The sequence below is a fragment of the Bradyrhizobium sp. USDA 327 genome (assembly GCF_041262065.1).
In the GTDB taxonomy this organism is placed as follows: Bacteria; Pseudomonadota; Alphaproteobacteria; order Rhizobiales; family Xanthobacteraceae; genus Bradyrhizobium; species Bradyrhizobium liaoningense.
On the sequence record NZ_JBGCCW010000001.1, the window covers coordinates 6,562,360 to 6,586,220 of the forward strand.

Annotated in this window: 22 protein-coding genes; 14 read left to right on the forward strand and 8 right to left on the reverse strand. The window is 64.6% G+C overall.

The annotated features are described in order from the left end of the window. Nucleotides 1–75 precede the first annotated feature (75 nt). A complete protein-coding gene (locus ABIA42_RS31115) occupies nucleotides 76–1,281 on the reverse strand; it encodes an ABC transporter substrate-binding protein (protein ID WP_370117971.1) in 1,206 nt (401 codons plus the stop codon). A gap of 279 nt (nucleotides 1,282–1,560) precedes the next feature. Between ABIA42_RS31115 and ABIA42_RS31120 the strand changes: the two genes are divergently transcribed. Both ABIA42_RS31120 and ABIA42_RS31125 read left to right on the forward strand, forming a co-directional pair. Continuing rightward, nucleotides 1,561–2,331 carry a thermonuclease family protein gene (locus ABIA42_RS31120; protein WP_370117968.1) on the forward strand — a complete coding sequence of 257 codons (771 nt, stop codon included), beginning with the start codon at nucleotides 1,561–1,563 and terminating at the stop codon, nucleotides 2,329–2,331. 138 nt (nucleotides 2,332–2,469) lie between these two features. Next, nucleotides 2,470–3,861, forward strand: coding sequence for a M48 family metalloprotease (locus tag ABIA42_RS31125; RefSeq protein WP_370117965.1), 1,392 nt, complete (start codon nucleotides 2,470–2,472; stop codon nucleotides 3,859–3,861). 200 nt (nucleotides 3,862–4,061) lie between these two features. On the opposite strand, the gene ABIA42_RS31130 is transcribed toward ABIA42_RS31125, so the two are convergent. Beyond that, nucleotides 4,062–5,390, reverse strand: a complete 1,329-nt coding sequence (locus ABIA42_RS31130; protein WP_370123845.1) for an MFS transporter — start codon at nucleotides 5,388–5,390, stop codon at nucleotides 4,062–4,064. Between the two features lie 181 nt (nucleotides 5,391–5,571). Here ABIA42_RS31130 and cyoA point away from each other — a divergent pair, with 181 nt between their 5' ends. Genes cyoA through ABIA42_RS31165 form a run of 7 tightly spaced genes read left to right on the forward strand, consistent with a single transcriptional unit; the run spans nucleotide 5,572 to nucleotide 12,512 of the window. Further along, nucleotides 5,572–6,732 carry a ubiquinol oxidase subunit II gene (cyoA, locus tag ABIA42_RS31135; RefSeq protein WP_370117962.1) on the forward strand — a complete coding sequence of 387 codons (1,161 nt, stop codon included), beginning with the start codon at nucleotides 5,572–5,574 and terminating at the stop codon, nucleotides 6,730–6,732. A gap of 12 nt (nucleotides 6,733–6,744) precedes the next feature. Continuing rightward, nucleotides 6,745–8,742 (forward strand): cytochrome o ubiquinol oxidase subunit I, encoded by a 1,998-nt coding sequence (gene cyoB / locus ABIA42_RS31140; RefSeq protein WP_271531262.1) that lies wholly within the window; start codon nucleotides 6,745–6,747, stop codon nucleotides 8,740–8,742. Then, nucleotides 8,743–9,372: a cytochrome o ubiquinol oxidase subunit III gene (cyoC, locus tag ABIA42_RS31145; RefSeq protein ID WP_370117958.1), complete on the forward strand. Its 630-nt coding sequence runs from the start codon at nucleotides 8,743–8,745 to the stop codon at nucleotides 9,370–9,372. Then, nucleotides 9,369–9,749, forward strand: coding sequence for a cytochrome o ubiquinol oxidase subunit IV (cyoD, locus tag ABIA42_RS31150; protein WP_271531260.1), 381 nt, complete (start codon nucleotides 9,369–9,371; stop codon nucleotides 9,747–9,749). Before cyoC ends, cyoD begins: the two co-directional genes overlap by 4 nt. Before the next feature lie 13 nt (nucleotides 9,750–9,762). After that, nucleotides 9,763–10,614: an SURF1 family protein gene (locus ABIA42_RS31155; RefSeq protein ID WP_370117955.1), complete on the forward strand. Its 852-nt coding sequence runs from the start codon at nucleotides 9,763–9,765 to the stop codon at nucleotides 10,612–10,614. Next, nucleotides 10,586–11,989 (forward strand): ATP-binding protein, encoded by a 1,404-nt coding sequence (locus ABIA42_RS31160; RefSeq protein WP_370117952.1) that lies wholly within the window; start codon nucleotides 10,586–10,588, stop codon nucleotides 11,987–11,989. The genes ABIA42_RS31155 and ABIA42_RS31160 overlap by 29 nt, the downstream gene beginning before the upstream one ends. After that, nucleotides 11,979–12,512: a response regulator transcription factor gene (locus ABIA42_RS31165; RefSeq protein ID WP_271531257.1), complete on the forward strand. Its 534-nt coding sequence runs from the start codon at nucleotides 11,979–11,981 to the stop codon at nucleotides 12,510–12,512. Before ABIA42_RS31160 ends, ABIA42_RS31165 begins: the two co-directional genes overlap by 11 nt. 39 nt (nucleotides 12,513–12,551) lie before the next feature. On the opposite strand, the gene ABIA42_RS31170 is transcribed toward ABIA42_RS31165, so the two are convergent. The 5 genes from ABIA42_RS31170 to ABIA42_RS31190 all read right to left on the reverse strand — a co-directional run bounded on the left by ABIA42_RS31170 (nucleotide 12,552) and on the right by ABIA42_RS31190 (nucleotide 18,365). Beyond that, a complete protein-coding gene (locus tag ABIA42_RS31170; RefSeq protein WP_271531256.1) occupies nucleotides 12,552–12,791 on the reverse strand; it encodes a hypothetical protein in 240 nt (79 codons plus the stop codon). 232 nt (nucleotides 12,792–13,023) lie between these two features. Further along, nucleotides 13,024–13,848, reverse strand: coding sequence for a CarD family transcriptional regulator (locus tag ABIA42_RS31175; protein ID WP_271531255.1), 825 nt, complete (start codon nucleotides 13,846–13,848; stop codon nucleotides 13,024–13,026). Nucleotides 13,849–14,192: 344 nt separating this feature from the next. Further along, the gene (gene fdxA, locus ABIA42_RS31180) at nucleotides 14,193–14,531 is read right to left on the reverse strand and encodes a ferredoxin FdxA (protein ID WP_018643465.1); all 339 of its coding nucleotides are present in this window, start codon (nucleotides 14,529–14,531) and stop codon (nucleotides 14,193–14,195) included. A gap of 131 nt (nucleotides 14,532–14,662) precedes the next feature. Next, complete coding sequence (locus ABIA42_RS31185) at nucleotides 14,663–14,914, reverse strand: RNA-binding S4 domain-containing protein (RefSeq protein WP_370123842.1); 252 nt, start codon at nucleotides 14,912–14,914, stop codon at nucleotides 14,663–14,665. 22 nt (nucleotides 14,915–14,936) lie between these two features. Continuing rightward, nucleotides 14,937–18,365: a helicase-related protein gene (locus ABIA42_RS31190; protein WP_370117947.1), complete on the reverse strand. Its 3,429-nt coding sequence runs from the start codon at nucleotides 18,363–18,365 to the stop codon at nucleotides 14,937–14,939. A gap of 33 nt (nucleotides 18,366–18,398) precedes the next feature. Between ABIA42_RS31190 and ABIA42_RS31195 the strand changes: the two genes are divergently transcribed. Continuing rightward, entirely contained in the window at nucleotides 18,399–18,710 is a 312-nt protein-coding gene (locus tag ABIA42_RS31195; protein ID WP_370117944.1) for a hypothetical protein, read from the forward strand. 521 nt (nucleotides 18,711–19,231) lie between these two features. Here ABIA42_RS31195 and ABIA42_RS31200 read toward each other — a convergent pair. Next, entirely contained in the window at nucleotides 19,232–20,041 is an 810-nt protein-coding gene (locus ABIA42_RS31200) for a DUF3108 domain-containing protein (protein WP_370123839.1), read from the reverse strand. A gap of 613 nt (nucleotides 20,042–20,654) precedes the next feature. Here ABIA42_RS31200 and rpmB point away from each other — a divergent pair. The 4 genes from rpmB to ABIA42_RS31220 all read left to right on the forward strand — a co-directional run bounded on the left by rpmB (nucleotide 20,655) and on the right by ABIA42_RS31220 (nucleotide 23,774). Further along, a complete protein-coding gene (rpmB, locus tag ABIA42_RS31205) occupies nucleotides 20,655–20,963 on the forward strand; it encodes a 50S ribosomal protein L28 (RefSeq protein ID WP_028176922.1) in 309 nt (102 codons plus the stop codon). 200 nt (nucleotides 20,964–21,163) lie between these two features. Further along, nucleotides 21,164–21,571: an ATP-dependent endonuclease gene (locus ABIA42_RS31210; protein ID WP_370117941.1), complete on the forward strand. Its 408-nt coding sequence runs from the start codon at nucleotides 21,164–21,166 to the stop codon at nucleotides 21,569–21,571. Nucleotides 21,572–21,809: 238 nt separating this feature from the next. Next, nucleotides 21,810–22,268, forward strand: a complete 459-nt coding sequence (locus ABIA42_RS31215) for a hypothetical protein (RefSeq protein ID WP_370117939.1) — start codon at nucleotides 21,810–21,812, stop codon at nucleotides 22,266–22,268. 138 nt (nucleotides 22,269–22,406) lie between these two features. Beyond that, nucleotides 22,407–23,774 carry a DUF2235 domain-containing protein gene (locus ABIA42_RS31220; protein ID WP_370117936.1) on the forward strand — a complete coding sequence of 456 codons (1,368 nt, stop codon included), beginning with the start codon at nucleotides 22,407–22,409 and terminating at the stop codon, nucleotides 23,772–23,774. Nucleotides 23,775–23,861 lie beyond the last annotated feature (87 nt).

The window sequence follows — 23,861 nt, forward strand, 5'->3', positions numbered from 1 at the left end:
TCCATTCTTCGATCGTCGCTGCCGCCCGATGGATCCCGGGTTCTCGCTACGCGAGCCCCGGGATGACGCTTCGCGTCACTTCTTCACCAGCGGGCAGCGCGACTGCTCGAGCGGCTGGAACGCCTCCGCACCGGGCACCGTGGCGAGCAGCTTGTAGTCGTCCCAGCGGCCCTTGGACTCCGACGGCTTCTTCACCTCGAACAGATACATGTCGTGGATCATGCGGCCGTCCTCGCGGATCTTGCCATTCTTGGCGAAGAAGTCGTTGATCGGCGTCTCCTTCATCACCTTGATCACCGCCGCGGCGTCGGTCGTGCCGGCCGCCTTCACGGCCTTCAGGTAGTGTGTGACGGAGGAATAGACACCGGCCTGCGCCGAGGTCGGCACCCGCTTGGTGCGCTCCATGAAGCGCTTCGAGAAGGCGCGCGTGTCGTCGTTGAGGTCCCAGTAGAACGCCTCGGCCAGCAACAGGCCCTGCGCGGTCTCGAGCCCGATCGAATCGATATCGGAGACGAAGGCGAGCAGCGGCGAGACCTTCTGCCCGCCCTTGGTGATGCCGAACTCGGCCGCCTGCTTGATCGCGTTGACGGTGTCGCCGCCGGCATTGGCGAGCCCGATGACCTTGGCTTTGGAAGCCTGGGCCTGCAGCAGGAACGAGGAGAAATCCGACGTGTTGAGCGGATGGCGCACGCTGCCGAGCACCTTTCCGCCGGTCTTCGTCACGACGCTGCCGGTGTCCTTCTCCAGGTCCTGGCCGAAGGCGTAGTCGGCGGTGAGGAAGAACCAGGTGTCGAGACCCGACTTCACAGCCGCAAGGCCGGTCACGTTGGCCTGGCCGTAGGTGTCGAACACGTAGTGCACGGTGTAGGGACCGCAGGCCTCGTTGGTGAGACGGATCGAGCCCGGGCCATTGAACATGATGATCTTGTTGCGCGCTTTCGCGATCTCACCGGCGGCTAGCGCGGTCGCGGAGGCCGCGACGTCGTAGATCATCTCGACGCCATGGTTGTCGAGCATGTCGCGGGCGATGTTGGCGGAGAGATCTGCCTTGTTGAGATGGTCGGCCGCCAGCACCTGGATCTTGCGCCCCAGCACCTCGCCACCGAAATCCTCGACGGCCATTTTGGCCGCAGTCTCGCTGCCGGGACCGGTGATGTCGGCATACAGGCTCGACATGTCGAGGATGCCGCCGATCTTCAGCGGCGGCTTGTCCTGGGCCTGCGCCGCGCTTGCACTCAATGCAAAAGCGGCAGCAAAAATGCTAGGCAAAAGTCTCTTCATCGAAAACGATCTCCCTTTATCGCGCCGTACTCTGATGGCGGCTTGGTTATTGCTCTTGGCTATAGCTGTTCGCTATCGCTATTGCCGCAATCCTGCCGCATGCGCAACAGCGCAGCACGCACGCGGGTGTTGAGAGCACACGATTGCCGCGCGCGTTTTCCGCAAAGCGGAATGGTGAGATGCGGAAATGCGCCTCCGCGCCGTCCTTGCGAGGAAGACTCTTCGCGGCTCACGACGCTTGAGTTATGATCCGCCCGCAACGCAACCTCTCCGGGTCACGTGACGCGACTGCTTCATCTCATCGTCGCATGTCTTCTCGTCGCGAGAAGCACCGCGCTCGCCAATCCGTGCCAGTTCGAATCCCAGGACGAAGGCCGCGTTGCCGCGATCGTCGATGCGCGCAGCGTGCGTCTCGACGACGGCCGCGAAATTCGCGTTAGCGGGATCGAGCCGACAGCGGCGACGAAGCAGGCGCTGGCATCGCTGCTCTCCGGCCGCGACGTGACGCTGCGAAGCGCTGACGACACGCCCGATCGCTACGGCCGCCAGGGCGCGCTGGTCTTCGTCGGCGGAAGCGACACCCCGGTGCAGGCGACGCTGCTCGCCCGGGGCGACGCCATGGTCTCCGCCGAGATCGCGGACAAGGACTGCGCGGCCTCCCTGATGGCGTCAGAAGCCGCGGCACGGCGCCAAAAAATGGGCAGCTGGGCTGACCCGTCGGCCATAAAAAACGCGGAAAGTCCGGACGATATTTTGGCCGAGATCGGGCGTTTTACGGTGGTCGAGGGCAAAGTCCTGTCGGTCCGGCAAGCTGGGGCAACGACCTACCTCAACTTCGGACGGAACTGGACACGTGGCTTTGCCGTGACTATTTCAAAGCGCACGCTGCCGGCGTTCGAAGGCGCCGGTATCAGCCTTAAGTCCTTGGAGAATCGGCGTATTCGAGTTCGGGGCTGGGTTGAGGGGAGTACGGGGCCGCGCATCGAGGTGCGCCTCGTGGGGCAGGTCGAGTTGCTGGGCGCAAACGAGCCGACAGGGGTAAGGCCTTAAGATCAGGCCAGGCACGGGTTAAGCGACGTGGATGGGGTGCTAGAACGGCACGTACGGAGTGAACGCCGCCGCCTGCGGGCGGCGCCGGCCGCGCTGTGCCTTGTTCTGGGCACGGCTGCTCTCGCCGGTTGTGGCGATATGGGCCGGTTCCAGACCGCGGCGGCCCCGGCGACCGTCGTGATGCCGAAGCCGAAGCCCGCCGTGGCACAAACCCCCGCCACCGAGAAGGAGCACGAGCGCATCCTGGCGAGCTATGGCGGCACCTATGACGATCCCAGGCTCGAGGCGCTGGTCAGCAAGACCGTCGACCGGCTGGTGGCGGCCTCCGACCGTCCCGACCAGGGCTACAAGGTCACCATCCTCAATTCCGGCGCGGTGAACGCGTTCGCGCTGCCGAACGGCCAGCTCTACGTCACGCGCGGCCTGCTCGCGCTCGCCAGCGACACCTCCGAATTGTCTTCCGTGCTCAGCCACGAGATGGCGCATGTGCTGTCCAAGCACGCCGCGATGCGCGAGGACCAGGCCCGCCAGGCCGCGATCGTCACCCGCGTCGTCACCGACATGAGCAACGATCCCGATCTCACCGCGCTCGCGCTGGCCAAGACCAAGCTCACCATGGCGAGCTTCTCGCGCAAGCAGGAGATCGAGGCCGACGGCATCGGGGTCGGCATTTCCGCCCGTGCACATTTCGACCCCTATGGCGCGGCGCGCTTCCTCTCGGCGATGGAGCGCAATGCCGAGCTGAAGGCCGGCAAGAGCTCGCTCGATCCGCGCGCGCAGGATTTCACCTCCTCGCATCCGGCAACCCCGGAACGCGTGCAGAACGCGCAGAATATCGCGCGGCAATACACTGCGCCGGAGGGCGCCGAGCGCGACCGCGAAAGCTATCTCGCCGCGATCGACAACCTCGTCTATGGCGAAGATCCCAGCGAGGGCTTTGTCCGCGGCCGGCGTTTCCTGCATCCGAAGCTCGGCTTCACCTTCCAGGCGCCGGAGAATTTCACGCTCGACAACACCGCGCAGGCCGTGATCGGCGTGCGCGAGGGCGGCGCGCAGGCAATGCGCTTCGACGTGGTACGCGTGCCGGCCGAACAGTCGCTCGGCGACTACCTGAATTCGGGCTGGATGGAAGGCGTCGAGAAGGCGTCGACCGAGGACATCACGATCAACGGTTTTCCGGCGGCGTCCGCCACCGCCAAGGGCGATCAGTGGCAGTTCAAGGTCTATGCGCTGCGCTTCGGCAGCGACGTCTATCGCTTCATCTTCGCGACACGGCAGAAATCGACCGAGAGTGAGCGCAACGCGCGCGAGACCGTCAACTCGTTCCGCCGCCTCACACTCGACGAGATCCAGGCCGCGCGGCCGCTGCGCATCAAGGTCATCACCGTGCAGCCCGGCGACACCGTGGAATCGCTCTCCCACCGCATGGCCGGCGTCGATCATCCCGCCGAGCGCTTCCGCGTGCTGAACGGCCTCGATCGCACCGCGCAGGTGAAGGTGCGCGATCGCGTGAAGATCGTGGCGGATTGACGTGCGCCAAGCGTACGTCATCCCGCGGCGCGCTTGAGCAGCGAACCCGCGATCTGGAGCCACAAGCTTCGCTGCCGTAGGGTGGGCAAAGCGTCAGCGTGCCCACCAGCTCTCTATCGCAATCGCTGAAAGATGGTGGGCACGGCGCGATGCGCCTTTGCCCACCCTAAGACACCTATGATGCGGCGACCGCTTGGACCTTAACGCCCGGCGTCCATGTCGCCCGCCTCGCGCTGGCCGCTGAGCCAGAGCGCGAGCAGCGTCCAGAACGCGCCCGAGAGCAGATACGCACCCGAAGCGATGACGCCGAGATTGGTGGCGAGCAGCAGCGCCACCAGCGGGGCAAAGCCGGCGCCGAACAGCCAGGCCATGTCCGAGGTCAATGCCGAAGCCGTGTAACGGTACGTCTGCCGGAAGTTCGAGGCGATCGCGCCGGAGGACTGGCCGAAGGAGAGGCCGAGCAGGATGAAGCCGATCACCATGTAGATAGTTTCGCCGAACGCGCCGGCATCGAGCAATTGCGGCGCGAAGCCGCTATAGATCGCGATCGCGATCGCCGATCCCATCAGCAGCGATTTGCGGCCGACGCGGTCGGCGATGATGCCGGAGATCACGATCGCGGCAACGCCGAACACGGCGGCGACGATCTCGATGATCAGGAAGCGCACCGGGCTCTCGCGGGTGAACAGGAACACCCAGGACAACGGAAACACCGTGACCATGTGGAACAGCGCGAAGCTCGCCAGCGGCGCGAACGCACCGAGCATGATGTTCTGGCCTTCGCGCGCGACAGTCTCGGAGATGCGCGAGGGCTGCAATTCGCGGGTCTCGAACAGCGTGGCGTATTCTTCCGTCGTCACCATGCGCAGGCGCGCGAACAGCGCCACGACGTTGATGGCGAAGGCGACGAAGAACGGATAGCGCCAGCCCCAGTCGAAGAAATCATCCGCGGAAAGATTGCCGGCGAAATAGGCGAACAGCGCGCTCGCCACGATAAGTCCGAGCGGGGCGCCGAGCTGCGGCACCATCGCGTACCAGCCGCGCTGGGAGGACGGGGCGTTCAGCGCCAGCAGCGAAGCCATGCCGTCCCAGGCGCCGCCCCAGGCCAGACCCTGCGCGATGCGCGCCAGCGCCAGCAGCCAGATCGCGGCGACGCCGATCTCCTGATAGCCGGGCAGGAACGCGAGCGCGACGGTGGCCGTGCCGAGCAGGAACAGCGCCGAGATCAGCTTCGCCGTCTTGCCGTACGTCCGGTCGATCGTCATGAAAATGACGGTGCCGATGGGCCGGGCCATGAAGGCCAGCGCGAAGATCATGAAGGAATAAAGGGTGCCGGTCAGTTCGCTCGCGAACGGAAACACCAGGCGCGGGAACACGATCACCGAGGCGATCGCGAAGACGAAGAAGTCGAAGAATTCCGAGGTGCGGCCGATGATGACGCCGATGGCGATCTCGCCGGGACTGGCCTGGTCGTGGCCGTGCTCGCCCGTGTGGAGGTCTGCCATTGCGGGGGTCTGTGCCGTCGCCATTCGTGCGCCCTTAACGTCCTGAAAACCAAAGCCGACCGCCCGGCTGAAGGCCAGGCAATCCGGCTCTGTCTGTCCCAACATTCCGCACTGCAACATTGGACAAATTGTCCAATGTCCGGATTGTTGCGTCGCAGCTACCCGTTGCCCCCGCAAAGGAAACTCATTCTCAAAGGCTCGGCCCGTGTCTCGTCTCAAGATCCTGGCGCTACTACCCCTGGCAGTTGTGCTCAGCGGCTGCAACTACGTCGTGCTGGCGCCAGCCGGCGACATCGCTGCCCAGCAGCGCGACCTCGTCATCATCTCCACCGTCCTGATGCTCCTGATCGTCCTGCCCGTGATGGCGCTGACGGCGCTGTTCGCCTGGCGCTACCGCCAGTCCAACACGGCCGCCCGCTACGAGCCGGAATGGGACCACTCGACCAAGCTCGAGCTGGTGATCTGGTCGGCGCCGCTGCTGATCATCGTCTGCCTGGGCGCGCTGACCTGGATGGGCACGCACCTGCTCGATCCGTACCGCACACTGGGCCGCATTCATGCCGACCGCGCCGTGGACCAGTCCAAGGCCCCGCTCGAGGTCGATGTCGTCGCGCTCGACTGGAAGTGGCTCTTCATCTATCCGGGCTACGGCGTTGCGACCGTCAACGAGTTGGCCGCGCCCGTCGATCGTCCGATCAACTTCCGCATCACCGCCTCCTCGGTGATGAACTCGTTCTACATCCCCGCGCTCGCCGGCCAGATCTACGCAATGCCCGGCATGGAGACCAAGCTCCACGCCGTCGTCAACCACCCCGGCACCTACAAGGGGTTCTCGGCGAATTACAGCGGCGCCGGCTTCTCCGGCATGCACTTCAACTTCAAGGGCCTCGACGACAAGGGCTTCGACGCCTGGATCGCCAGCGCCAAGTCGGCCGGCGGTTCGCTCGGCCGCGCCGAATATCTCCAGCTCGAAAAGCCCAGCCAGAACGAGCCGGTGCGCCGCTGGGGCGCCGTCGATGCCGATCTCTACCGCCTGATCCTCAACATGTGCGTCGAGACCGGCAAGATGTGCCAGAGCGAGATGATGGCGATCGACGCCAAGGGCGGCGCCGGCCATCAGGGCCTGAACAACACGCTGCCGCTGGCCTACGACAAATACGCCCGCCGCGGCACCGCGTTTGGTCCGGAGCCGAGCTTCGTCGCCGGCACCTGCACGCCGGATGCGCCGCAGGGCAAGACCACCGCCTCGATCACGGCCCCGACCGACACCATGCCGCTCATCGGCGCCGGCCTGAAGCGGCCGTCGTTCACGCCGCTCAAGTCCTCGTCCTTCTTCCTCGGACAGCGTCCGAAGTCAGACTCCTAGTAGAGATCCAGCATGTCTCCTGATTTTCTCAAGCTCATCTTCGGCCGGCTCACCTTCGAGTCACTGCCGCTGCACGAGCCGATCGTCGTCGGCACTTTCGTGGTGGTGGCGCTCGGCGGCGCCGCGCTGCTCGGCGGCCTCACCTATTTCCGTCTCTGGGGCTATCTCTGGCGCGAGTGGTTCACCACGGTGGACCACAAGCGCATCGGCATCATGTACATGATCCTCGGCATCGTGATGCTGCTGCGCGGCTTCGCCGACGCGCTGATGATGCGTGGCCAGCAGATGCTCGCCTTTGGCGGTTCCGAAGGCTATCTCAACGCCCATCACTACGACCAGGTCTTCACCGCCCACGGCGTGATCATGATCTTCTTCGTGGCGATGCCGCTGGTCACGGGCCTGATGAACTATGTCGTGCCGCTCCAGATCGGCGCACGCGACGTGTCGTTCCCGTTCCTGAACAATTTCAGCTTCTGGATGACGGTCGGCGGCGCGGTGCTGGTGATGGCCTCGCTGTTCATCGGCGAATTCGCCCGCACCGGCTGGCTGGCTTATCCGCCGCTCTCGAACATCGGCTACAGTCCCGATGTCGGCGTGGACTATTACATCTGGGCGCTGCAGGTCGCGGGCGTCGGAACGACGCTATCCGGCATCAATCTGATCTGTACCATCGTCAAGCTGCGGTGCCCCGGCATGACGATGATGAAGATGCCGGTGTTCACCTGGACCTCGCTCTGCACCAACGTCCTGATCGTCGCCTCCTTCCCCGTCCTGACCGTCGTGCTCGCGCTGCTCTCGCTCGACCGCTACGTCGGAACCAACTTCTTCACGAACGATTTCGGCGGCAGCCCGATGATGTACGTGAACCTGATCTGGATCTGGGGCCACCCCGAGGTCTACATCCTGGTTCTCCCCGCCTTCGGCATCTTCTCCGAGGTCACCTCGACCTTCTCGGGCAAGCGGCTGTTCGGCTACACCTCGATGGTCTACGCCACGGTCGTCATCACCATCCTGTCGTACCTGGTGTGGTTGCACCATTTCTTCACGATGGGTTCGGGCGCCAGCGTCAACTCGTTCTTCGGCATCACCACGATGATCATCTCGATCCCGACGGGCGCGAAGATGTTCAACTGGCTGTTCACGATGTATCGCGGCCGTATCCGCTACGAGCTGCCGATGATGTGGACGATCGCCTTCATGCTGACCTTCGTGATCGGCGGCATGACCGGCGTTCTGCTCGCGGTGCCGCCGGCCGACTTCGTCCTGCACAACAGCCTGTTCCTGATCGCGCACTTCCACAACGTGATCATCGGCGGCGTGGTGTTCGGCGCGTTCGCCGGCATCAACTACTGGTTCCCGAAGGCGTTCGGCTTCAAGCTTGATCCGTTCTGGGGCAAGATGTCGTTCTGGTTCTGGGTGACCGGCTTCTACCTCGCCTTCATGCCGCTCTACGTGCTCGGCCTGATGGGCGTGACCCGCCGCCTGCGCGTGTTCGAAGATCCCTCGCTTCAGATCTGGTTCGTCATCGCCGCGATCGGTGCCCTCTTCATCTTCATCGGCATCCTCTCCATGCTGATGCAATTCGCGGTCAGCCTGCTCAAGCGTGAGCAGCTCAAGGACGTCACCGGCGATCCCTGGGACGCGCGTACGCTGGAATGGGCGACCTCCTCGCCCCCGCCGGACTACAACTTCGCCTTCACCCCCGTCGTTCACGACAACGACGCGTGGTGGGACATGAAGAAGCGCGGCTATCAGCGTCCGCTCACCGGGTTCAGGCCGATCCACATGCCGAGCAGCACCGGCACCGGCATCATCCTCGCCGGCCTCGCCACCGCGATGGGTTTCGGCCTGATCTGGTACATGTGGTGGCTGGCGGCTGCGAGCTTCATCGCGATGCTCGCCGTCGGGATCGGCCATACCTTCAACTATCACCGCGACTTCGACATTCCGGCTGAGGACATCATCCGGACGGAGGACGCGCGCACCAAACTGCTCGCCGGAGCCAAGTAAATGACTGTCGCTGTCAATCCCGCGCAAACCGGCGAGCCGGTCTTCTATCTCGCCGACGAACATCCGCATCCGGAAGGCTGGAGCACCGCGCTCGGCTTCTGGATCTACCTGATGAGCGACTGTCTCATCTTCGCGATCCTGTTCGCCACCTACGGCGTGCTCGGCGGCAATTACGCCGCCGGGCCCGCGCCGAAGGACCTGTTCGATCTGAACCTGGTCGCGGTGAACACCTCGATGCTGCTGCTGTCGTCGATCACCTATGGCTTTGCCATGCTGACGATGCAGCAGAACAAGATCGGCCAGACCCAGATGTGGCTGGCGATCACCGGCCTGTTCGGCGCCGCGTTCATCGGCATCGAGCTCACCGAGTTCGCCCACATGATCCACGAGGGCGCCACACCGCAGCGCAGCGCCTTCCTGTCGGCCTTCTTCACCCTGGTCGGCACCCACGGCCTGCACGTCTCGTGCGGCCTGATCTGGCTGGTGACGCTGATGGTGCAGGTCCAAAGATTCGGCCTGATCGAGGCCAACCGCCGCCGCCTGATGTGCCTGTCGATGTTCTGGCACTTCCTCGACGTGGTCTGGATCGGCGTCTTCACCTTCGTCTATCTCCTGGGAGTTCTGCGATGAACACCGATACCCACGCCGCCCATGCGGACCATCATCACCATGGCGACGGCCACGCCCACGGCACGTTCTCAACCTATCTGCTCGGCTTCGTGCTCTCGGTGGTGCTCACCGCGATCCCGTTCTGGCTGGTGATGAGCGGGGCGCTTCCGAGCAAGCAGATCACCGCGCTCGTCATCATGGCGTTCGCGGTCGTTCAGATCGTCGTGCACATGATCTATTTCCTGCACATGAACACGACTTCCGAGAACGGCTGGAGCATGATGGCGCTGATCTTCACCATCGTGATGGTGGTGATCGCGCTGTCCGGTTCGCTGTGGGTGATGAGCCACCTGAACAGCAACATGATGCCGGTGCACCAGATGACGGGAATGAACTGAGCGAGGCTCTGAAGTGAGCAAGACCCGGACCGGGACGAGCAAGCCAGGGGGGACGCGCAGCGAGGCTGTGCGCGCCCCTTCCTTGTGGCTCACGGCCCTCTTGCTCATCGCCTTTGCGATTCTCGTCGCGCTCGGAGTTTGGCAGATCGAACGCCGGGCCTGGAAGCTGGCGCTGATCGACCGCGTCGAGCAGCGCGTTCATGCCCCGGCGCAGCCGGTTCCCTCGCCGGCGTCATGGCCCACCATCAACGCCGCGAACGACGAATACAGGCACATCAGCGTCAGCGGCCGCTTCCTGCACGACCGCGAGACTCTGGTTCAGGCCGTCACGGAGGAAGGCCCGGGCTATTGGGTGCTGACGCCGCTGAAGCGCAGCGACGGCACGCTGGTGCTGATCAATCGAGGCTTCGTGCCGTCCGAGCGGCGCGACGCGTCGACGCGCACGGGCGGCAATCCCGACGGTCAGGTCGAGATCACCGGCCTGCTCCGCATGACGGAACCGAAGGGCGGATTTCTCCGGGACAACGCGCCCCAGCACAACCGCTGGTATTCACGGGACGTCGCCGCGATTGCGGCGGCACGGGGCCTTCACGACGTCGCGCCCTTCTTCGTCGATGCCGACGCCGGATCACAAGTCGCCGGCGGTCCAATCGGCGGATTGACCGTGATCCGCTTTCCCAATAACCACCTGATCTACGCGCTGACGTGGTTTGCCCTGGCTTTCATGCTGGCCGGTAAACTCTTCGTCACATTCGGCGGCGGGCTGTTCCGCCGCAAGCGCTTCGTCCACGAAAGGGCCGGCGGCTCGGATACCGTCGCCCGCAGGACGGGATCAGATGCTGGAACGATCGTCGAGCCGACCTGACGACGGGAAAACGCTTTCCCAGACGCTTGCGCGTGACGGGCTCGCCGTCACGCTGCGGTCGCAGGCCGATGCGCGCAGCGAGCTGATCGGCACCGCTCCGACCGACGACGAGACCAACCGCAAGAACATGGCGCTGTTGATCCAGCTGCGCTGGACCGCGGTGGTCGGCCAGATCGTGACCATCGGCACCGTGCATTTTGGTCTCGGCATCCCGCTGCCATTGGAGCGGATGGGCGCGGTCATCGGCGCGCTGGTGCTGCTCAACGTGTCCAGCCTGGTCTGGGTGCACCATCGCGCCGCGATCACCAATAACGAGCTCCTGGTCGCCTTGATGCTGGACGTCGCCGCGCTGACCGCGCAGCTCTATCTCTCGGGCGGCGCCACCAATCCCTTCACCTCGCTGTTCCTGCTCCAGGTCACGCTGGGCGCGGTGCTGCTCGATGCCCGCTCGACATGGTCGCTGGTCGCACTGAGCTGCGCGAGCTTTGTCTGGCTGACATTGGCCCACCGGCCGCTCGACCTGCCGCCCAATCCGCTGAGCGAGACCTACACCCTCACCGTAACAGGCATGCTGCTCGGCTTCGTCCTCAACGCCGTGCTGCTGGTGGTGTTCGTCACCCGCATCAACAGGAATTTGCGCGAGCGCGATGCGCATCTGGCGGCGCTGCGTCAGCATGCCGCCGAGCAGGACCACATCGTGCGCATGGGCCTGCTCGCCTCCGGCGCGGCACATGAGCTCGGCACGCCGCTGGCCTCGCTCTCGGTGATCCTCAGCGACTGGCGTCGCATGCCGGATCTCGCCGCCGATCCGGAGCTCGCCGAGGATCTTGCGGAGATGGAGACCTCGCTGCAACGCTGCAAATCGATCGTGACGGGTATCCTGGTGTCGGCCGGCGAAGCGCGCGGCGAAGGCTCCTCGCCGACGACGGTGACGGCCTTCGTCACGGCACTGGTCGAAGAGTGGCGCAACGCGCGCTCGGCCCGCACGCTGTACTTTGTCAACACGTTCGGCGAGGACGTCGCGATCGTCTCCGACGTGGCGTTGAAGCAGGTGATCTTCAACGTGCTCGACAATGCCTATGAGGTCTCGCGCGACTGGGTCGAGCTCGTGGCCGAGCGCGAGGGCGACAATCTCGTGCTGTCGATCAGCGACCGCGGCCCGGGCTTTGCGCCGGAGATGCTGGCGCAGCTCGGAAAGCCCTACCAGACGAGCAAGGGGCGCGCCGGCGGCGGGCTCGGCCTGTTCCTGGTGGTGAACGTCGTGCGCAAACTAGGAGGCACCGTGACCGCCGAGAACCACAGGAAGCGCGGCGCCACGGTGCGCCTGACGTTGCCGCTGGCAACGCTCGCGATCGGAGGGAATTTTGACGCCTGACCGCTCGCTCATCATCGTCGAGGACGATGCCGGCTTCGCGCGCACGCTGAAGCGCTCGTTCGAGCGCCGCGGCTACGAGGTCGTGCTCGCCGCCTCGATCGAGGAGGTGCGCCAGGTGCTGGAGCAGCGCTCCTTCGGCCACGCCGTGGTCGACCTCAAGCTCGGCGGCGCCTCGGGCCTCGCCTGCGTCGAGCTCTTGCACACGCACGATCCGGACATGCTGATCGTGGTGTTGACCGGCTTTGCCAGCATCTCCACCGCCGTCGAGGCGATCAAGCTGGGCGCATGCCACTATCTGGCAAAGCCGTCGAACACCGACGACATCGAGGCCGCCTTCAACAAGGCCGAGGGCAACGCCGAGGTCGCGCTCGACGCCCGGCCCACCTCGATCAAGACGCTGGAATGGGAGCGCATCCACCAGACCCTGATCGAGACGGAGTTCAACATCTCGGAAGCGGCACGACGGCTGGGCATGCACCGGCGGACGCTGGCAAGGAAGCTCGAGAAGCGTCCGGTGAGGTAGGCGTCGAGCGACGCTGCCGGGGCGGCAACGCGATCACGATCAGCGACCGCCGGGAAGATACTCTCTCTTGCAGATCGCGATGTTCTTGTCGCGGCCCGGATAGTTGGATCCGAACGCACCCACATATTTAAGGCAGTCCATGTATTTTCGATTGCCCATCCAGCTGTAGTCCGGGCCAAACGCTCCTGCGGCGGCGGGCGAGTATGAGGCCGAGCCGGCCAGCAAGCCGATTCCGACGATGGCTGCGAAAGCGGACATAGCGAAACGAGGAAACTTCATCACCCTTCTCCCTTGGCATCTGCAGCCGGGACATCCGGCGCGTGGGCCACACTCTGGCGGAGAGCGGGACGAGGGTCAGTGTCTGGCGTCACACACCGCGACGGGACGACGACGGTGCAGCTCGGGTTGAGGAAAGGAGCTGCGGCGCAGCCGGTCGCCCGACGGAGCTTCGTGACAAGCAAAAAGCCCGGCCGAACGGCCGGGCTTTTGATCTCTGCGTTCGACGCGGGGCTTACGCCGCCTCGTCGGCGACGGTGGTGTCGTCGCCATCGGTGTCGTCGGTCTCGCCCTCGGCATCCGTGTCGGCTTCGCCGTCGGCGGCTTCTGCCTTGGCACTGGTGCGGCGCGGGCTCTTGGCGAGCTGGGCTTCGATCTCCTTGACCGCTTCGGTCTCGGTCGAGTGCTGCACCACCGCGATCTCGCGGGAGAGCCGGTCGAGCGCGGCTTCATAGAGCTGGCGTTCGCTGTAGGACTGCTCCGGCTGCGACTCCGAGCGATAGAGGTCGCGCACGACTTCCGCGATCGCAACGATGTCGCCCGAATTGATCTTCGCTTCGTATTCCTGGGCGCGGCGCGACCACATGGTGCGCTTGACGCGGGCGCGGCCCTTGAGCGTCTCCAGCGCCTTCTTGACCAGCGCCGGATCGGACAGCTTGCGCATGCCGACATTGGCGACCTTGGCGGTCGGCACGCGCAGCGTCATCTTGTCCTTGATGAAGTTGATGACGAACAGCTCGAGCTTCGCACCGGCGATCTCCTGCTCCTCGATCGCCAGGATCTGGCCGACGCCGTGAGCGGGATAGACGACGAACTCGTTGGCCTTGAAGCCCTGACGCTGGGTCACGACCTTCTTTTCCTCGACCTTCGGCGCAGCAGCGGGCTTGGCAGCCGGCTTCGCCGCCGCGGGAGCCTTGGCAGGCGCAGCAGCAACAGGGGCCTTCGTCGCGGGCTTGGCAGCGGGAGCCTTGGCAGTTACCGGCTTTGCAGTCACAGGCTTGGCAGCAGCAGGCTTGGCGGCGGTCGCTTTCGCGGCCGGTTTGGCAGTCTTGTTAGGCATTGCGCTTCTTTTGTTCTTCGAGGACTTTGCAGCCGGCGCCTTCGTCGCGGTCCGACCCTTGGATGCGCTACGGCTGGCCGCGGCGACTTTTTTGGCCTCCTTATTGGAAGCCCTCGCTGAAGTACTCTTTTTACGCGTTTTCTGTGACACAGCCTGCGCGCGGAAACTGCCACGCCCCTGTTCGACATTTGGTTTCACGGGAACCCAGAGGGGCCAAACGGGCTGACGGGGTTCGGCTTAATGTGCCCAATATAGCACATTTCCCGCAAAAATCAATGATTTAGGGGTCTTCAGGGCTGGTTTTCGGCGGCAACGCCGCTATTAGGGTTAAGTTTGAGCCCGAATTAGTCGCCCGAGCCCGGGTTTGGGGAGAAATATTTCTCGAACTTGCCTTCCATGCCGTCGAATTCCTTGGCGTCGGCAGGCGATTCTTTCTTCTGGGTGATGTTGGGCCAGCTCTTGGCGTAGTCGGCATTGACCTGGAGCCACTTTTCCAGGCCCGGTTCCGTGTCCGGCTTGATGGCGTCGGCGGGGCATTCCGGCTCGCACACGCCGCAATCGATGCACTCGTCGGGGTGGATGACGAGCATGTTGTCACCCTCGTAGAAGCAGTCGACCGGGCAGACCTCGACGCAGTCGGTGTACTTGCACTTGATGCAGTTTTCAGTGACGACGTAAGTCATCCAACGCTCCGAAAAGCTCTTTTAAAAGTCGCGGCTTGCGTAGCGCGGATGGCCCGGCGCCGCAAGATCGGGAAGGCCAATCATGACGGCTTTGCGCGTTTGATCGACCAAGAAGTGAGTACAAGGCGCAATTAATTGCGTGTCCCGAGTTCCTCATAGAGCACCTGTGCCGAGGCAGCATCGCCGCGGCGTTCGTTGAAGCCCGTCACCTTCAGGACGCGCACCGTGCGATCGAGTGCGATGGTGAGCACGTCGCCGGCCTTGATCGCATGCCCCGGCGATGTCTCGCGTATGCCGTTGACGCGGACATGGCCGGTGACGACGAGCTCAGCCGCGGACGTGCGCGCCTTCACCACCCGCGCGTGCCACAGCCATTTGTCGATGCGCTGCCGTTCAGTCGTAGGGTCACTCCTTCCGACCGGACAGCTGCTCCTTCAGCGCGGCAAGCTTGGCGAAGGGCGAATTCGGATCGGCCGGACGATCGCGCTCACGCGGGCTTGCGCTCGAGGCGTAGGGACGCAGCGACGGCCCACCCTGGCGGTCGCGGCCCTTGTCGCGGTCGCGGCCACGGTTGTCGCGGCCCTTGTCGCGGTCGCCGCCGAACTTGCCCTTGTTGTCGCGGTTGCGATCCTTGTCGCGATCCTTGCCCTCGAAACGGCGATTCCTGTCGTCGCGCCCATCGGGACGCGGCGCGCCCTCTCCGCCACCTTCGCGGCCCTTGCGGAAATCCTTGGCCCCATCGCGGCGATGACCGCCATGACGATGGCGCTCGCCCGGCTTTGCGCCTTCGGCCGCTTCGCCTGGCGCGGCCGCGGCGCCTTCGGCACCGGCCTGCGGACGCGGCTGGTGGTGACGCTGGTGGCGATGGCGCTCGTGGCGCGGCTTGCGGTCCTCGTGACGGCCAGCCGGGCGCCAGACCTCGACCAGCTCGGGCTCTGCCGGCGCGACTGCCGCCTCAGGCGCGGCGGGCGCGGCAGCGTCGGGCGATGCCGCGGCTTCGGTCGCGGCCGTCTCGGCGGCAGCGGCTTCAAGGCCGGCAGCCTCGGGGGACGTCGCAGCCTCTTCTGCTGGCGGCGCAATGCCGGGGGCATCTTCGGGCGTGACGGGGGTCTCGGGAGACGCTTCGAGCGCCGGCTCCTGATGGGCGGGCTCGTCGTGCGGCTCCATGCCGGGCGCGTCTTCGACCGTGACGGACTGGTCAGCGGCTTCGGTGGAGGCGGTCGACTCCGCCGGCAGGCGGGCAACGGCCTCCGCCGCGGTCTCGATCGAGGTCTCCGCGCTGCCCTCGGCGGGCGGCGTCTCGGCCGCAACCGTTTCGGCCGCAACCGTCTCGGCAACGACAGGCTTTGGCGGCAGCGGCGGACGCTTCTCCATGCGATAGCCGAGCGCGCGCAGCACGGAGGCGAAGTCTTCGCCGGCCGAACCCGTGAGCGAGGTCATCGCCTGCGTGACCACGAAGCTGCGGCCGTCGAACGCGCCGGCGGGCTTTTCGCCGGGCGAGTTCTCGCGCCACGCCAGCGCCGGGCGGATCAGATCGGCCAGCCGCTCCAGGATGTCGACGCGCACGGCGCGTTCGCCAGCCTGCTTGTAGCCGAGCACGCGATAGGCATCGCGCGGCAGCTGCTTGTCGACCGGGAACGAGGTGCGGCCCGACGATGCCAGATGCTGCGCGCCCGAGAGCGCGGAGAGATCGACATTGTCCTGCTTCAGGGCCCAGAGCAGCGCAGCGAGCGCGCGCGCGGCGGGCTTGAGCAGGCCCGGGAAATAGATGTGGTAGGCGCCGAAGCGGACGCCGTATTTCCGCAGCACGGCGCGCGAGGACTGGTCGAGATCCTTCAGCTCGTTGGCGATCCTGGGACGCTCGAGCACGCCGAGCGCCTCGACCAGCTGATAGGCGATGCCGCGGGCAATGCCGGTGACGTCCTCGGCCTTCGACAGCTCGAACATCGGCCCGAGCAGTTTTTCGATGTGCGTCTTGACCCAGAGCTCGAGCCGCGCCTGCACCTTGTCGCGCGGGCCGCCGGTCAGGCGCTCGTCGGAGATGATGCGGATGCGCGGATGCAGCGCGTCGTCTGCGGCAGACAGCCGCGCCACGGCATCGCCGGTCCAGCGGATGATGCCTTCGGAGGTCAGCACGAACTGCTCGTCCGGCGCGTTGCCGAGCTTCTCGGCGCGCGCGTTGATCTCGCCGGCGAGCACCGCTTGCGCTGCGGCCTGCAAGGCTTTCGCATCGGAGCCTGCTTCCGCCGCATCCGGTGCAAAGGTGAAGCCGTCGAGGCGGCCGATGACATGGCCTTCGACGATGACTTCGCCGGTCTTGCCGATTTCAGTATTCAAGCTCGTGTTCTCCCGCAGGCGGCGCATCAATACACTGGTCCGGCGATCAACGAAACGCTCAGTCAAGCGTTCATGGAGCGCATCCGATAATTTATTTTCCACCTCTCGCGCGATCCCCTGCCAGCGTTCGGGGTCTCTCAGCCAGTCCGGGCGGTTGGCGACGAAGGTCCAGGTGCGGATCTGGGCGATTCGGGCCGACAACGTGTCGATGTCGCCGTCGGTGCGGTCGGCCTGGGTGACCTGGGACTCGAACCAGGAATCGGGAATGCAGCCCTTCCGCATCAGGAAGCCGTACAGCGTCGTCACCAGCTCGGCATGGGCGGCCGGCGACAGTTTTCTGTAGTCCGGGACCTGGCAGGCCTCCCAGAGCCGTTCCACGGCGGCCTTGCCATGCGCGATATCGCGCACCTCGCCGTCGCGGGCGGCGTGGTCGAGCACGCGCATGTCCTCGGCGATCGGCGCGCGCGTCAGCGCCTCGTGGCCGGGGGCCAGGTTGAGCGACACCTGGAGCGCGCCGAGCGAGGAAAAGTCCAGCTTGGAATTGCGCCATTGCAGCACCTTCACGGCATCGAAGGTGTGGTTCTGCAGAGCGTTGACGAGCTCGGGCTCGAACGGCGCGCAGCGGCCCGTGGTGCCGAAGGTGCCGTTGCGGGTGGCGCGGCCGGCGCGGCCGGCGATCTGCGCGAATTCGGACGGCGTCAGGCGCCGGAACTGGTAGCCGTCGAACTTGCGGTCGGAGGCGAAGGCGACGTGGTCGACGTCGAGATTGAGGCCCATGCCGACGGCATCGGTGGCGACGAGATAGTCGACGTCGCCGTTCTGGAACATCGCCACCTGCGCGTTGCGCGTGCGGGGCGACAGCGATCCCAGCACCACCGCGGCGCCGCCATGCTGGCGGCGGATCAGCTCGGCGATGGCGTAGACTTCATCCGCCGAAAACGCGACGATGGCGGTGCGGCGCGGCTGGCGCGTGATCTTGCGGTCGCCGGCGAATTCGAGGCTGGACAGGCGCGGACGCGTGATCATGGAGACGCCCGGCAGCAGCCGCTCGATGATCGGGCGCATGGTCGCGGCGCCCAGCAGCAGCGTCTCGTCGCGGCCGCGGCGGTTGAGGATGCGATCGGTGAAGACGTGGCCGCGTTCGAGATCGGCGGCGATCTGGACCTCGTCGACGGCGAGGAAGGAGACGTCGAGGTCGCGCGGCATCGCCTCGACGGTGGAGACCCAATAGCGCGGGTTCTTCGGCTTGATCTTCTCCTCGCCTGTGACCAGCGCGACGCTGGCTTCACCGGCCCTGTCGGCGATCTTGTTGTAGACCTCGCGCGCGAGCAGGCGCAGCGGCAGGCCGATCATGCCCGAGGGATGCGCGAGCATCCGCTCGATGGCGAGATGGGTCTTGCCGGTGTTGGTCGGCCCGAGCACCGCGGTGACGCCCGCGCCGGGCACGCGATCGGAAGGTGCGCGCTCGGAGGCGAAGGGGGAGGAGGAAAAAGCCATGTCTGGGGGATTAGGTAATGGCGATTTGGGCGAATGTCAGTGCTGCATGAGGCGGGCCGGGGGCCGGGCGTCGGCCAGGTGTCCGAACGCTGCGCTGGCGCCAAGCACTCCGCCGTCATGCCCCGGCTCGACCGGGGCATCCAGTACGCCGCGGCCTCTCCGCTCAACCACAGCCGCCTCGGCGTACTGGATCGCCCGGTCAAGCCGGGCGATGACACCGAGCGTGTGAAAGCGCCCTCGCCAAATCCCGCGCAACTGTTTCACTTTGCGACGCTTTTCCCGTTCGCCTTAAGCTTCGGAACGACTCCAGAACGAATCGCGGCCGAATCGCTGACTCCCCGTTGAGTCCCGTTCCGTTCTCGCAACATGTCGCGGGACTCGTATTGGTTGTGCACTAGATGGAGGTTCGGGCCGCCGCACAAGCGGCGTTCGGCGGGCGGAATCGTTAAAGCTGGGGACGGCGCGGAGTCGAATCAGAATCGGGGAGGAGTCAAATGGATTCCCGTTGTCTCGCTCTGCCGTCATGCCCGGGCTCGTCCCGGGCATCCACGTTCTCGGCCCGGCGCAGCAAGGACGTGGATGGCCGGGACAAGCCCGGCCATGACGCAGGTGCTGGGGCCGGACGCTTTTTCGCGAAAACAACCCCATGCACAGTAGGGAAGTCATTGATTTTGCACGATCTCTCTTACCCTCCCCTGGAGGGGGAGGGTCGATCGCGCGCAGCGCGAGCGGGGTGGGGTGATCTCTCCACACGAACAGTGCCCGTGGGGAGAGATCACCCCACCCCGTCGCACATGTCGCTGCGCTCCCTGTGCGCCGACCCTCCCCCTCCAGGGGAGGGTAAACGCGGACCGCCGCTACGGCATTTACTGCGTCTTGGCGACGCGCGGGGGCTGGGCCGAGGTGATGAAGCTGGTGGCTTCCAGCATGGCGGGGCCGAGCGGCGTCGGCACTTTCAGCCAGAACGGGACCAGGATGCGCGTGCCGGCGACGGGGGCGAAGGCGATCTCGATGTTGCGCTGGGCGGCGAGGTATTTGATCACGGGACGATCGGGGATGTAGCCGGCGACAGGCACGAAATAGAGCGAGCACACCACGACCGGGCCCTTGTACCCCTTCTCCGCCTTCACGGTCTCCATGCGCTTGAAATCGAGCTTGAGGTCGTAGCGCATGCGGCCGTCGAACACCGGCGCGCCGATGTGGCAGGCCTCCGGCGAGACGGGATCGCCGTTGCCGGGCACGCGCAGCAGCGAGGCCGTCATGGGGTCCCAGACGCCGCGGCGATGCGCCTCGGTGACGACGATGCGATCGGGATCGACCGGCGGTTCGGGGAGGATCGCAAAATCCTTCACGTTGCCTTTGTCGAGGGTGATGCGGATCTCTTCGGTCTTCTTCTGGGTGGTGGTGGAGGCCTGGTAGCCGGTCGCCACCAGCGCGCCGTTGACGACGCGGCCCTGCGAGGCGCCGGTGCCCGAGCCGCCCGTGAAGGACTTCAGCAGCCCCGTGGTGCCGCCCGCGGCCGCCGCCGAAAACACGTCGTCCTGGATATCGATGTTCCAGGCGCCCTTGCCGACGGGAATGCCCGCCAGCGAGGCCTCATATTGCGCCTCGAGCTTGCCTTGCGCCGCTGCCGGCACCGCGCCCCACGCCAGGGCCAGCGCGCAAAGCGCCATCAGCCAGCCGGCCAGGCGCGGACGGGCTGAGCGCAGCTTTTGCGCAAAAGGAGGCGTTGCAAGCACGAAACAATCCGATCGGGGCGCGATGCGCTGTTACTTAAACCAAAAACCGCGGCAAACAATGTGTCCGGACGTATCCGCCCCGGAACTCCCCCTGATATTTCGGCGGCGAATACGCCCTTTATGTGATGGTAAGACGCGCTAAACACTGCCGTTTTGGTGATCGGGAGGTAACCCTCTCTCCCCATATTCCACTGTCATGCCCCGGCTCGCCGTCTTCGCTAAAGCTTCGCCGGCCGAGCACCGCTGTGGGCCCGGCGGAGCCTTGCGGAGACGGGACCGGGGCATCCAGTACGCCGCGGCCCCCTCGCCTCCAGCCGCGCCGCCTCGGCGTACTGGATCGCCCGCCCCCGTGCGCAATTGCGCACCAGGGCGGGCGATGACACCTCGCGTGGGGCAAAGCGCGGGGTACGAATCCGCGCCCAAAAACTTGACGTCCCGCCCCTTCCCCCCTATACGTCCGCCCGCTCCCTGCAAGGACAGAGAATTTGCCCCCGTGGCGCCCCGAATGGCGGCCGCAGATCGTTGGGGGTTCAGGATAAGGATTTTTGCCATGTCTCGCCGCTGCGAACTGACGGCCAAGGGCCCCCTCGTCGGCCACAAGGTCAGCCACTCCAACATCAAGACCAAGCGCCGCTTCCTGCCGAACCTCGTCAACGTGACGTTCATCTCGGAAGCGCTCGGCCGCAACGTGCGCCTGCGCGTCTCCACCAACGCGGTCAAGAGCGTCGACCACAATGGCGGCCTCGACCCCTTCCTGCTCAAGGCCAATGCCGACAATCTGTCGCCGCGCGCCCTCGAGCTGAAGCGCGCCATCCAGAAGAAGGTCGGCGACACCGCGCCGGCGAAGCAGGCGAGCTGAGATTTTCGGAAATTGGGCGGGGGCTAAGTTGCGTCGCGTGGCGTAGGCTTAGCCAAGTAGAGTTTGTGTAGCGGCCGGATCGGAAGATCTGGCCGTTTTTGTTTTGGGGGGCACACGAATTTTCTTGCTGAAAGCTAATGAGAGACGATTGATTTTAACCGAAGACCGAACAACCATGGCGTGCATTAAATCGAGAGCTTTTGTTCGAGGCCAATTTGAAAATAAGCCATCTTTCAATCGAGAACTTTCGAGGAATTCGAAAGGCTAGTGTACTCCTTCCGGACCATGCCGTCCTCATTGGCGACAACAACGTCGGCAAATCGACCATCCTGGAAGCCCTCGATTTGGTTATGGGACCAGATCGTCTCTCGCGACAATCACCGATCGATGAGCATGACTTTCATCTCGGTCAGTATCTGGCCAGTGAGACGAGCCAACACGGCTCTGCACCGCACATTACGATAGCGGCAGTCGTCACCGGCCTTTCCGAAGAACAACAAATACACTTCCGAGACTACATCGAGTGGTGGGACACATCGAAACATAAACTATCAGAAGTCTCTGCCCCCGTATCTGCTACAGCAAGATGCCGGCAAAGACCTTACTAGCCTCATTGAGCTGCTATGTGCGTTCTATCGCGGTCGCGATGGGGACGAGCCCGGCAAAGGAAACCTCGCGGAAGCAGACTCGATCCAAAAGGCTTACCAAAGACGTCGCAAGAAATGGACCATTGACGATCCGTGGCCCGCGAACAGTATCGTTTATGCGATGCGACGCACTGTAGACGAAGTTCACTCACTACAGCTCTCAGGCGACCCAGATCGAGATTGGCTAGCGATAAGAGACGTGCTCGAGAAAAGCTATTGCCCACGGCTCAGGGAGATCGGGGAAGAGGCTCGCTGTATTCGCATCTTAGAGCGGGGCACAGCGTTACGTCAGGCCCTGGCTCTGGATTGGCGTGTTTATGGCAGATACAAAAATGGCTTAGCTATCGTTAGACAGGCGTTTGTGCAGGAACATTTCGCAACAAGTGGCCGACCTGAGCGTGGAGTAATCATTATGAATATGCATAAAGCTAAGGGTAAGCAGTTTGATGAGGTTATTATCTTCGAAGGCTGGCCACGCTTTGTCGGACGGAAGATCGCTACGAATCCGGATCGGATAGTACGCAACAACATTGCGAGCGAAAACATGAGTCAAGATCGCCAGAATCTGCGCGTCAGCGTGACGCGCGCTCGGTTTCAAACGACGATCTTGACGCCGAAAGGCGACCCCTGCGTGCTACTATTGAATAACCTGCCGTAGTGTTAGCACTACGACGATATACTCGTTTCTTTGCCCACGATTCGTGTGACACGCATCATCAGGCCACTACAAACATCCTGCTCACCTCTTGCTTTTCCGCTATACTCGCCCCGGTAGCATCACCCGGAGGCGCATTCCATGGAGCCGGCGCACGACACCGACCGCAAGCCCGAGCCCAAACACCTCGTCATCTGCTGTGACGGCACCGGCAACGAGATCAGCGAGAACATCTCCAACGTCCTGAAGCTCTATCGCTGCCTGCGCAAGACCGAGAAGACGTCGCCGCGGCAGATGGTGTATTACGATCCCGGGGTCGGCACGGTGACGGAGCCTTCGACGTGGCATCGCTTCAAGGCCAACGTCAACATGGTGCTGGGGCTCGCCACCGGTTACGGGCTCGATGACAACGTGCTCAGCGCCTATTGCTTCCTGGTCCAGCATTATGCGCCCGGCGACAGGATCTACCTTTTCGGCTTCTCGCGCGGGGCCTACACCGTGCGGGTGCTGGCGGGGCTCATCCATAAAATCGGCCTGATCTCGCCGGAGCAGGCGAACCTCGGCGGCAGCGGCCTCGTCGCCTACAAGCAATACTCCGGTACGGGGCGCGGCAACGCGATCGAAGACGTCGAGGGCATCGCGACCGACGAAAGCGGGCCGCTGCCGAAGGACACATTCGACCTCGCCGCGCAGTTCGCGCGCATCACCTCGACGCGCTGGCCGACCATCCACTTCATCGGCGTCTGGGACACGGTGGCGAGCGTGATCGTGCCGCGGCGCGACAATTTCTTCTTCCTGTTCAGCCTGGAGGAGCTCGCCTTCACGCTGCGCAACCCCAGCGTCAGGATCTTCCGGCAGGCGATCGCGATCGACGAGCGGCGCTGCATGTTCCGCCTGAAGCAATACCGCGACCCGCAGGACTATTGGAGCAACCGCTACGTTCCCGACGAGAAGAAGGTGCCGCAGGACATTCTGCAGGTGTGGTTCGCCGGCGTGCATTGCGACGTCGGCGGCGGCTATCCGGAAGTCGAGAGCGGCGAGTCGAAATACCCGCTGATCTGGATGATCGAGGAGGCCGCGAAGGCCGGGCTGAACTTCAACCCGCGCACGGTGAACCAGCTCGCCTGGGGCGTCCAGCGCAAGAACTCGCCGTTCCAGTATGTCGCGCCGGCCTACACCGGCAAGACGGGCGAATTGCACGATTCGATGACGCCGGCCTGGCGCGTGCTGGAGTATTTGCCGAAGAGCGCGACGTACAAGGAATGGCCGGAGCGGAAGGCCTATTTCGGCTTCTACATCCCCGATTGCGAGCCGCGCGTCATTCCCGAAGGCGCGCATGTGCATGAGAGCGTGCTGAAGCGGATGGCGGTGGAGCCGGACTACCGGCCGGTGAACATGCCGAAGGATTACGTGACGGTGCCGATGCCGGTGGGGCCGGGGCATGCGGAGGCCGCGGGGGAGATGGAGGGCGCGGCTTCGCCGCCGCCTGGAGAGCCGAAGACGAGCTAGGGCGCGGACTCATCAACGTCAGCTTACCGAGGCACTGCGGAAGTTTTGCACCTTGGATGTGACGGCGACTTGTGACCCATTCCGGAC